The organism is Bradyrhizobium sp. ma5, assembly GCF_042258955.1.
Taxonomy (GTDB): Bacteria; Pseudomonadota; Alphaproteobacteria; order Rhizobiales; family Xanthobacteraceae; genus Bradyrhizobium.
In genome coordinates this window covers 4,562,509-4,572,260 of the sequence record NZ_CP170156.1, presented here as the reverse complement: position 1 = coordinate 4,572,260, position 9,752 = coordinate 4,562,509, and the positions used below count along the sequence as shown (strand labels likewise).

At 65.6% G+C, this 9,752-nt stretch carries 5 protein-coding genes; 1 reads left to right on the top strand and 4 read right to left on the bottom strand.

Features of this window, described 5'->3' with window-relative positions; genetic code table 11:
• Positions 1-431 precede the first annotated feature (431 nt).
• Together mfd and ACE103_RS21130 are read right to left on the bottom strand one after the other, a co-directional pair.
• The gene (gene mfd / locus ACE103_RS21135; protein WP_375774760.1) at positions 432-3,950 is read right to left on the bottom strand and encodes a transcription-repair coupling factor; all 3,519 of its coding nucleotides are present in this window, start codon (positions 3,948-3,950) and stop codon (positions 432-434) included.
• Positions 3,947-4,237, bottom strand: a complete 291-nt coding sequence (locus tag ACE103_RS21130; protein ID WP_342711233.1) for a succinate dehydrogenase assembly factor 2 — start codon at positions 4,235-4,237, stop codon at positions 3,947-3,949. The genes mfd and ACE103_RS21130 overlap by 4 nt, the downstream gene beginning before the upstream one ends.
• Positions 4,238-4,490: 253 nt before the next feature.
• On the opposite strand from ACE103_RS21130, the gene recG reads away from it, so the two are divergent.
• On the top strand, positions 4,491-6,599 hold the full coding sequence (gene recG / locus ACE103_RS21125; RefSeq protein ID WP_375774759.1) for an ATP-dependent DNA helicase RecG: 2,109 nt from the start codon (positions 4,491-4,493) through the stop codon (positions 6,597-6,599).
• 215 nt (positions 6,600-6,814) lie between these two features.
• Here the strand turns inward: recG and ACE103_RS21120 are convergent, their stop codons facing one another.
• Positions 6,815-7,600: a DUF502 domain-containing protein gene (locus ACE103_RS21120; protein ID WP_223975127.1), complete on the bottom strand. Its 786-nt coding sequence runs from the start codon at positions 7,598-7,600 to the stop codon at positions 6,815-6,817.
• 197 nt (positions 7,601-7,797) lie between these two features.
• On the bottom strand, positions 7,798-9,624 hold the full coding sequence (gene glmS / locus ACE103_RS21115; RefSeq protein ID WP_375774758.1) for a glutamine--fructose-6-phosphate transaminase (isomerizing): 1,827 nt from the start codon (positions 9,622-9,624) through the stop codon (positions 7,798-7,800).
• Positions 9,625-9,752 lie beyond the last annotated feature (128 nt).

Here is a 9,752-nt window from a genome sequence, read left to right as displayed (position 1 = left end):
CGATGGCCCAACAGTCGACGCAAACGCCTCCTGGCCCTCACCAACTCACTTGGCGCGGGGTCTCGATCACTGAGTTTTGGAGAGCAGTTGAAATGCTGGCGGGACGCCAACCAGATTCAAGTTGCTACGTCATCCAAAATATAAAGGCCGATCTGAACTAAAAACACGATCAGCTTACAATTCGCCCCAAAGCCGTCAAGATCCAGGTCGCAAAAGTTCAATGTTTCTCGCCAGTTGTTCACATTGTGGAATCGTCGCGCCCGCCTCAGATCTTCCGTTCGCTCTCTGAGTCGAGCCGCGCCAAGGTGCAGAAATATTTGGAAACGAACTGATGTTTGAGAACCACCATGTCCGGGCTTATCCCGGGCATGACGAGTTTGCGTGAGATCGCCTCAAGCTTACAGATGCAACAACCACCGGGAGTGTGAACCTCACGCCGCCTTCTTGTTCTCCGCGAGATTGGCGAGCTGGCGCAGGATCTCGGTGGTGCCGGCGAGCCGCTCTTCGGGCGTATCCCATTCCTGGAAGAACACCACCTTCATATCGGGTCGCACCTTGGCGGCCTGGCCGTGCTGGCGGATGAACGTCACCAGCCGCTCCGGATGCGCAAAGCTGTTGTCGCGGAACGCGATCACCGCGCCCTTCGGGCCGGCATCGACCTTCCCCACATTGGCCCGGCGGCAATAGGCCTTGATCGCGGCGACCTTGAACAGATAACGCACCTCGTCCGGCAGCACGCCGAAGCGGTCGCGCATCTCCGCGGCGAAACTGTCGATCTCGTCGTCGGTCTCGAGATCGGCGAGACGCCGATAGAGCGACAGCCGTACGCTGAGATCGTTGACGTAGTCCTCGGGGATCAGGACCGGCATCCCGATCGTGATCTGCGGCGACCAGCGGTCGGCGGCGGGCTCGGCGACGCCGGCCTTGAGGTTGATGATCGCCTCCTCGAGCATCGACTGGTACAGCTCGAAGCCGACTTCCTTGATGTGGCCGGACTGCTCTTCGCCCAACAAATTGCCGGCACCGCGAATGTCGAGGTCGTGCGAGGCGAGCTGGAAGCCCGCGCCCAGCGTCTCCAGCGATTGCAGCACCTTCAACCGCCGCTCCGCCTGCGCCGTGATCTTCTGCTGCGCCGGCAAGGTGAACAGCGCATAGGCGCGCAGCTTGGAGCGGCCGACACGACCCCGCAGCTGGTAGAGCTGGGCGAGACCGAACATGTCGGCGCGATGCACGATCAGCGTGTTGGCGTTCGGGATGTCGAGACCGGACTCCACGATCGTGGTCGAGAGCAGGATATCGTATTTGCCGTCGTAGAACGCGGACATGATGTCCTCGATCACGGTCGGCGGCATCTGGCCATGCGCGACCGCGACCTTCATCTCCGGCACGTTCTTGTCGAGGAAATCCTTGACGCCGGCGAGGTCCTCGATCCGCGGGACGACGTAGAACGCCTGCCCGCCGCGGTAGCGCTCGCGCAGCAATGCCTCGCGGATCATCAGGGGATCGTGCGGCGCGACGAAGGTGCGCACCGCGAGGCGGTCGACCGGCGGCGAGGCAATGATCGAGAGCTCGCGCACGCCGGTCAGCGCCAGTTGCAGCGTGCGCGGGATCGGGGTTGCCGACAGCGTCAGCACATGGACCTGGGCGCGAAGCTGCTTCAGCCGCTCCTTGTGGCTGACGCCGAAATGCTGCTCCTCGTCGACGATCAAAAGACCGAGGTCTTTGAACTTGATGGCCTTGCCGAGCAGCGCATGGGTGCCGACGACGATGTCGACGTTGCCATCGGTGAGTCCCTTCTTGACCTGGTTCAACTCCTTGGTCGAAACCAGCCGCGACGCCTGCGCGACATTGACCGGGAAACCTTTGAAGCGCTCGGTGAAGGTGCGCGAGTGTTGCCGCGCCAGCAGCGTGGTCGGGACCACGACCGCGACCTGCCGGCCTTCGAGCGCCACGGCGAACGCCGCGCGCAGCGCCACCTCGGTCTTGCCGAAGCCGACGTCGCCGCAGATCAGGCGATCCATCGGGCGGCCGATCTCGAGGTCGTTCAGGGTCGAAGTGATGGCTCCCAACTGATCCTCGGTCTCCTCATAGGGGAAGCGCGCGCAGAACTCGTCATAGATGTGCGGCTGCAGCGGAAATTTCGGCGCCTCGTGCAGCTGCCGCTCGGCCGCGATCTTGATCAGTTCGCCGGCGATCTCGCGGATGCGGTTCTTGAGCTTCGCCTTACGCACCTGCCAGCCGCCACCGCCCAGACGATCGAGCTCGACATTGGCGCTGTCGGAGCCGTAGCGCGACAGCAGCTCGATGTTCTCGACCGGCAGGAACAGCTTGGTCTCCGCCGCATAATGCAGCTCGAGGCAGTCATGCGGCGCGCCGGAGACTTCCAGCGTCTGCAGCCCGACGAAACGGCCGATGCCGTGCTCGACGTGAACGACGAGGTCGCCGGTCGCAAGGCTCGTCACCTCCGAGATGAAATTGTCGAGCTTGCGGCTCGCCTTGCGCGGCCGCACCAGGCGGTCGCCGAGAATGTCCTGCTCGCTGATGACGGCGAATTCGTCGGTCTCGAAGCCGGACTCCATGCCGAGCACGGCCAGCATGGTCTCGTTGCGCGGGGTCGCCTGCACGATCCGCCAGGTGTTGACGCTCGTGGTGTTGAGCAGCTTGTGGTCGCGCAGCATCGCGCCCATGCGGTCGCGCGAGCCCTCGCTCCACAGCGCGACGATCACCTTCTTGCGCTGCGACTGCAGCGCGCCGATGTGGCCGACGACGGCCTCGAACACGTTGACATTGCCGTCGGCGCGCTCCGGCGCGAAATTGCGGCCCTGCCGCGCGCCGGCGTCGAACACGTCGGGCGAGCCTTCCGGCACCGCGAACGGCGTCAGCCGCGCGAGCGGTGTATCGCCGAGCAGCCTGGTCCATTCGGCCTCAGACAGATACAGCTTGTCCGGCGGCAGCGGCTTGTAGATCGCGCCGCTGCCCGGATGCTCCAGCGCTTCGCGCCGTGCGTCATAGTAGTCGGCAATCTGCGTGAAGCGCTCGCGCGCGGCGTCCTCGCCCTGCGGCTCGATCGCGATCGTCGCGCCGTCGAGATAATCGAACAGCGTGTCCATCCGCTCCTGGAACAGCGGCAGCCAGTGCTCCATGCCAGGATGACGCCGTCCCTCGGAGACCGCTTCATAGAGCTGGTCGTCGCGTCCCGGCGCGCCGAACGCTGCGACATAGCCCATCCGGAAACGGCGGATGGTTTCGGTCGTGAGCTGGAACTCGGACACCGGCACGAGATCGAGCCCACGCATGTCGAGCAGCGTGCGCTGGGTCTCGGCATCGAAGGTGCGGATCGACTCCAGCGAGTCGCCGAAGAAGTCGAACCGCACCGGCTGGTCGAGGCCGGCCGGAAACAGATCGAGGATGCCGCCGCGCACGGCATATTCGCCGGGCTCGCGTACCGTGGACGAGCGGGTGTAGCCGTTGTGCTCGAGCCAGGCCACGACCGAATCCATCGGCACGACGTTGCCGGGCGCAACCGACAGCGCTTGCGCCGCGACCTGATCGCGCGCCGGCACCCGCTGCACGGCGGCGTTCACCGTGGTCAGCACGATCAGCGGCTTGTCGGAGCCGACCAGCCGCGACAGCTTCGCCAGCGCCGTCAGCCGCTGCGCCAGAACGCCGGAATGCGGCGAGACGCGGTCATAGGGCTGGCAGTCCCAGGCCGGAACCTGCATCACGGCGATATCGGGCGCAAAAAACTCCAGTGCGCGGGCGAGCTGCTGCATCCGCGCGCCGTCGCGGCACACCACGGCGAGACTGACCGCCGACCGCTTCGGCTGCGCGGCGATCGCGCGCGCCAGATCCGAGATGACGAGCCCCTCGGCGCCCTCGGCGACATTGGCGATGGTCAGCACCCGGCCGGGCGCGAGCATCGCGGCCGGGGATTTCATGGGCTGCTTCATGCGCTGGGATCCGCGACCCTGAACGCCTTGATGCGGGCAAACAGCGCGGTCTGATGCTCGGCAGCCAGCACCCTATCGCCGGTCAGTGCGGCATAGAGGTCGGGGTCCGGTACCTCGATCAAATGCTCGAGCTCGCCGAGCTCCTGATCGGACAGGTCGGCGATGGTCGAATCGGCAAAGCGGCCGAGGATCAAGTCCATCTCCCGGGTGCCGCGATGCCAGCAGCGAAACAAAAGCCGCTTGCGGCGGTCATCGAGCCCGTGGCTCGATCGTGTCGATCCCGTCATGTCCCAAAATCCATCGAACGCCAAAAGCCCGGACGTGCCGGGCGGGCTTGATATAGCGATGGCCGGGGCCGATGTCAGCCCTCTTTCGCCGCGTTTTGGAGATGCTTTGGGCGCATGCCGTCATTGCCGGGCTTGCGCGCCCGTCGAAGCCTTGGCGTAGACGGGACCCGGCAATTCATGCTCGCTTAAAAAAGACGTGGATGCCCAGCACAAGGCCGGGCATGACGTGTCGAAACGGACCTAGATTCTCCCGATGCGCCCCAGCCTGCTCAATCCGCTGTTTGCCCAGGTCACGACCCTCCAGGGTGTCGGCCCGAAGCAGGACAAGCTGCTGCGCTATCTGCTCGACCGCAGCGAGACGCCGCGGCTGGTCGATCTGCTGCTGCACCTGCCGGCGAGCGTGATTGATCGCCGCGCGCGGCCGAAGATCCGTGACGCTGCGGTCGGAACGATGGTCACGCTCGAGGTCACCGTCGACCGCCATCGCCCGCCGCCGCCGCGCAATTCGCGCGCGCCCTATCTCGTCTATGCCAGCGACGACACCGGCGATGTCGTTCTGACCTTCTTCCGCGCCCAGCCCGGCTATGTCGAAAAGTTGCTGCCGGTCGGCGAGAAGCGCTACGTCTCCGGCACGCTGGCAATGTATGACGGCATCCCGCAGATCGTGCATCCCGACCGCGTCATCGATGAAGCCGGCTTTGCTAAGCTGTCCGGGATCGATCCGGTCTATCCGCTGACCGAGGGGCTCGCGATCGGCTCGCTCCGCCGCGCGATTGCGCAGGCGCTGACCAAGCTGCCGGACCTGCCGGAGTGGATCAGCCCCGAAGTGCTGCGCCGCTGCAACTTCCCGCCGATCAGGGAGGCGCTGACCCGCGTCCATATTCCGGTCGAATTGACCGACATCCTGCCCGACGGCCCGTTCTGGTCGCGCCTCGCATTCGACGAACTGCTCGCCGGCCAGCTCGCGCTAGCCTTGATCCGCGCCACGCTGCGCCGGCCAGCCGGCGTCCGCAACGCCGGCGACGGCCATCTGCGCAACCGGATTATCGATGCCCTGCCCTATGCGCTGACCAAATCGCAGCAGGAGGCGGTCGCGGCGATCATTGAGGATCTGCGCCAGCCGGTGCGGATGCTGCGCCTCGTGCAGGGCGATGTCGGTTCCGGCAAGACCGTGGTGGCGCTGCTAGCTGCCGCCGCCGTCGCCGAAGCAGGCAAGCAGGCCGCGCTGATGGCGCCGACCGAAATCCTGGCGCGCCAGCACATTAAGACCATCGCGCCGCTCGCCGAGCGCGCCGGCATGCGGGTTGCCATCCTGACCGGCCGCGAGAAGGGCAAGGAGCGCCGCGAGCTGTTGGCGCGGCTTGAGGCCGGCGAGATCGACCTATTGGTCGGCACCCACGCGCTGATCCAGGACGACGTGATCTACAAGGCGCTGGCGCTCGCCGTGGTCGACGAGCAGCATCGCTTCGGCGTGCGCGAACGCCTTGCGCTGACCTCCAAGGGCGAGGCCGTCGATGTGCTGGTGCTGAGCGCGACGCCGATCCCGCGCACGCTGGTGCTGACATACTTTGGCGACATGGACGTCTCGGAGCTGCGCGAAAAGCCCGCCGGCCGCCAGCCGATCGACACCCGCGCGGTGCCGATGAGCCGGATCGAGGATGTCATGGACGGCGTCGGCCGTGCGCTCGGCGCCGGCAAGCTGGTCTACTGGATTTGCCCGCTGGTCGATGAATCCGAGGCCGAGGGCACCGAGCACCTCACCAACGCGACCGAGCGCTTCGAGAGTTTGCAGCAGCGGTTCGGCGATCGCGTCGGCCTGGTGCACGGCCAGATGAAGGGCACCGAGAAGGATCGCGTGATGGCGCAATTCGCCGCGCACGAGATCGGGCTCCTGGTCGCAACCACCGTCGTTGAGGTCGGCGTCGACGTGCCGGCCGCGACCATCATGGTGATCGAGAATGCCGAACGCTTTGGGCTGGCGCAACTGCACCAGCTGCGCGGCCGCATCGGCCGCGGCTCGGAGGCCTCGACCTGCCTCCTGCTGTACAAGGAGCCGCTCGGCGAGATGTCGAAGGCGCGGCTGAAAGTGATCCGCGAGACCACGGACGGCTTCCGGATCGCCGAGGAAGATCTGAAGCTGCGCGGCGAAGGCGACGTGCTCGGCATCCGCCAGAGCGGCCTGCCCGGCTACCGCATCGCGCGCTCCGAGGTGCACGGCCAGCTCATCACCCAGGCCCGCGACGAGGCGCTGCGGATCATGAAGGACGATCCGAAGCTGAAGGGCGAACGCGGCGAAGCGTTGCGCTGCCTGCTCTATCTATATGAGCGCGACGAGGCCGTGCCGCTGATCGGCGCGGGGTGATTCAACGCGACACACGCCGAGCCCTCACACCGTCATCCTGAGGAGGCCGCAACGCGGCCGTCTCGAAGGATCGACGGCCCGGCTGGTGGCCGTGCATACTTCGAGGCGCGCGCAAGAGCGCGCTCCTCCAGCGACAAAGGCGAAGCCTTTGCGCGGGGATGACGGTGCGATAGCGCGATCGTACGACCAGACACGCCGCATGGGCGCGCCGGCCCCTACTCCACCTTTGCCGGCGCGGGCTGAGTGGCCGGCTGCAACGAGGCCTGGTTGGCGACGCGCGCGGCGTTGGCCATGCCGGCGAGCGCCGCGGCGCGCTGCTTCTGATCGTTGGCGCCGGGCTGCACCACGCCGGCCGACATGATCAGCGTCGCAGCATCTTCGGTGCTCATGTCGATCTCGATGATCTTGCTCCTCGGCACGTAGAAGAAGAAGCCGGTGGTCGGGTTCGGCGCGCACGGCAGGAACACCGAGATGTGCTCCTCCTCGCCAGGCAGACTGGCCGCAAGCTCGGCGCTCGGCGCCTGGGAGATCAGCACGATCGACCACATCCCGGGCGAGGGAAACTCGACCAGGCCGACGCGGCGGAAGCTCGATCCGTTGCCGGAGAACAGCGTCTCGAACACCTGCTTCAGGCCGCGATAGATCGCACGCACCGCAGGGATCCGGCCGAGCAGCCGCTCGCCGAGATCGACCAGGGTTCGCCCGATCAGATTGGCAGTGAGGAAGCCGAGCAGCGTCAGCGCGATGACGGCAACTATCAGGCCGGAACCCGGCAATCCGAACGGCAGATAGGTCTCCGGCCGGTAGGCCGTGGGCACGAACGGCCGGACCAGATTGTCGACCCAGTTCACGAACCACCAGGTCAGATAGAACGTGATCGCGATCGGCCCGGCCACCACGAGGCCGGTCAGGAAATAGTTGCGGAACCGCGCCATCAGCCCGCGGGGAGCGTCCGGAGGCAGTTCACCTGGCGCGTGGGGAGGCACTTTGTTGGACGTCATTGCTGTTCCAGATCGTCGAAGCGGCCGTCCTCACCAGCATGATCCGGAAAAGTGCGCCGCGGATTTCCGAAAAGACCGTGCATAAACAAAAGGCTAGCGCGAGATGATGATCCTGTCCCGAACTTCGGCGCGCAGCACCCCTGAGCTAAGCCATTCTAGCAGGTTTTTGAAGGGCTGCGTGACAGCGTCACTTGCGGCTATTCGACCGTGACCGATTTGGCCAGATTCCGGGGCTGATCGACGTCGGTGCCCATGACCACGGCAGTATGATAGGCGAGCAGCTGCACCGGAACGGCATAGACCATCGGCGCGAAGGTCGCCCCCATATCCGGCATCACGATCGTCACCAGCGACTGGATGGTCGCCTCCGCGGCGCCCTTGGCGTCGGTCATCAGGATGATCTTGCCGCCGCGGGCGGCGACCTCCTGCATGTTGGAGACGGTCTTCTCGAACACCTTGTCGTAGGGCGCGATCACCACGACCGGCATGTGCTCGTCGATCAGCGCGATCGGCCCGTGCTTGAGCTCGCCGGCGGCGTAGCCCTCGGCATGGATGTAGGAGATTTCCTTCAGCTTCAGCGCACCTTCCAGCGCCAGCGGATAGCTGGTGCCGCGGCCGAGATAGAGCACGTCGCGCGACTTCGAGATCTCGCGCGCCAGCTTCTCGATCTGCAGCTCTGAGGTGAGCGCTTCCGACATCAGACGCGGGATCTCGACGAGGCCGTGCACCAGCTTGGCCTCGTCGGCATCGGAGAGTTCGCCGCGCGCCTTGCCGGCGGCAACCGCGAGCGCGGCCAGCACCATCAGCTGGCAGGTGAACGCCTTGGTCGAGGCAACGCCGATCTCGGGACCAGCGAGCGTCTGCAGCACGGTCTCGCTTTCGCGCGCGATCGTCGAGGTCGGCACGTTGACGACCGAGAGCGTGTGTGCGCCCTGCGACTTGGCGTAACGCAGCGCCGCCAGTGTGTCGGCGGTCTCGCCAGACTGCGAGATGAAGATCGCAAGGTCGCCCTTGCGCAAGGGCGCCTCGCGGTAGCGGAATTCGGAGGCAACATCGAGCTCGACCGGAACGCGTGCCAGCCGCTCCAGCCAGTATTTTGCGACAAAGCCGGCATAGCTCGCGGTGCCGCAGGCCGTGATCGAGATGCGCTGAATGTCCTTGAAGTCGAACGGCAGCTTGACCGGCAGGGCGACGCGCTCTGTCGCCATGTCGACGTAGCGCGCAAGCGTGTGCCCGACCACTTCCGGCTGCTCGTGGATCTCCTTCGCCATGAAGTGGCGATAGTTCGCCTTGTCGACCAAGGCGGTCGCCGTCGTGTGCTTGATCGCCTCGCGATGGACGATGGCGTTGTCCTTGTCGAAGATCGTGGCGCCCTTGCGGTTCAGCACCACCCAGTCGCCGTCCTCAAGATAGCTGATCGTATCGGTGAACGGCCCGAGCGCGATCGCGTCCGAGCCGAGATACATCTCGCCCTCGCCATGGCCGACCGCGAGCGGCGGGCCGTTGCGGGCGCCGATCATCAGATCGTCCTGGCCGGCGAAGATGAAGCCGAGCGCGAAGGCGCCGCGCAGTTGCGACAGCACCGCCCTCACCGCCTCGACCGGCGCGACGCCGCCCTTGAGCAGATCGTCGACCAGATGAACCACAACCTCGGTATCGGTCTCGGTCGAGAACACTGCGCCTTTATGCTCGAGTTGCTCGCGCAACTCGCGGAAATTCTCGATGATGCCGTTATGCACCACGGCGACGCGTTCGGTGGCGTGCGGATGCGCGTTGTTCTCGGTCGGCCTGCCGTGAGTGGCCCAGCGGGTGTGGCCGATGCCGGTGTGGCCGCCGAGCGGCTTGGCCTGCAACCGGGTCTCGAGGTTCTTCAGCTTGCCCTCGGCGCGGCGCCGCGCCAGCAAGCCGTTCTCCAGCGTGGCGACACCGGCTGAATCATAGCCGCGATACTCCAGCCGCTTCAGCGAATCCACCAGTTGCTCCGCGACCGGAGCGCGTCCAAGAATGCCGACGATGCCGCACATGCGGTTCAATGTCCCCAAAAATCGCCGAAAATTTGCCAAAGCGGCGACACGGTCCCTTAACGGGAATCGCCGGTCGCAAGATACTCAATAATTATTGCCGATTGCGACAGTCTTAAACGGCAACGTTG

Coding starts and splice junctions, on each gene's coding strand:
- mfd (WP_375774760.1), bottom strand. CDS start 3,950: ATGAAGCAGCCCATGAAATCCCCGGCCGCGATGCTCGCGCCCGGCCGG.
- ACE103_RS21130 (WP_342711233.1), bottom strand. CDS start 4,237: ATGACGGGATCGACACGATCGAGCCACGGGCTCGATGACCGCCGCAAG.
- recG (WP_375774759.1), top strand. CDS start 4,491: ATGCGCCCCAGCCTGCTCAATCCGCTGTTTGCCCAGGTCACGACCCTC.
- ACE103_RS21120 (WP_223975127.1), bottom strand. CDS start 7,600: ATGACGTCCAACAAAGTGCCTCCCCACGCGCCAGGTGAACTGCCTCCG.
- glmS (WP_375774758.1), bottom strand. CDS start 9,624: ATGTGCGGCATCGTCGGCATTCTTGGACGCGCTCCGGTCGCGGAGCAA.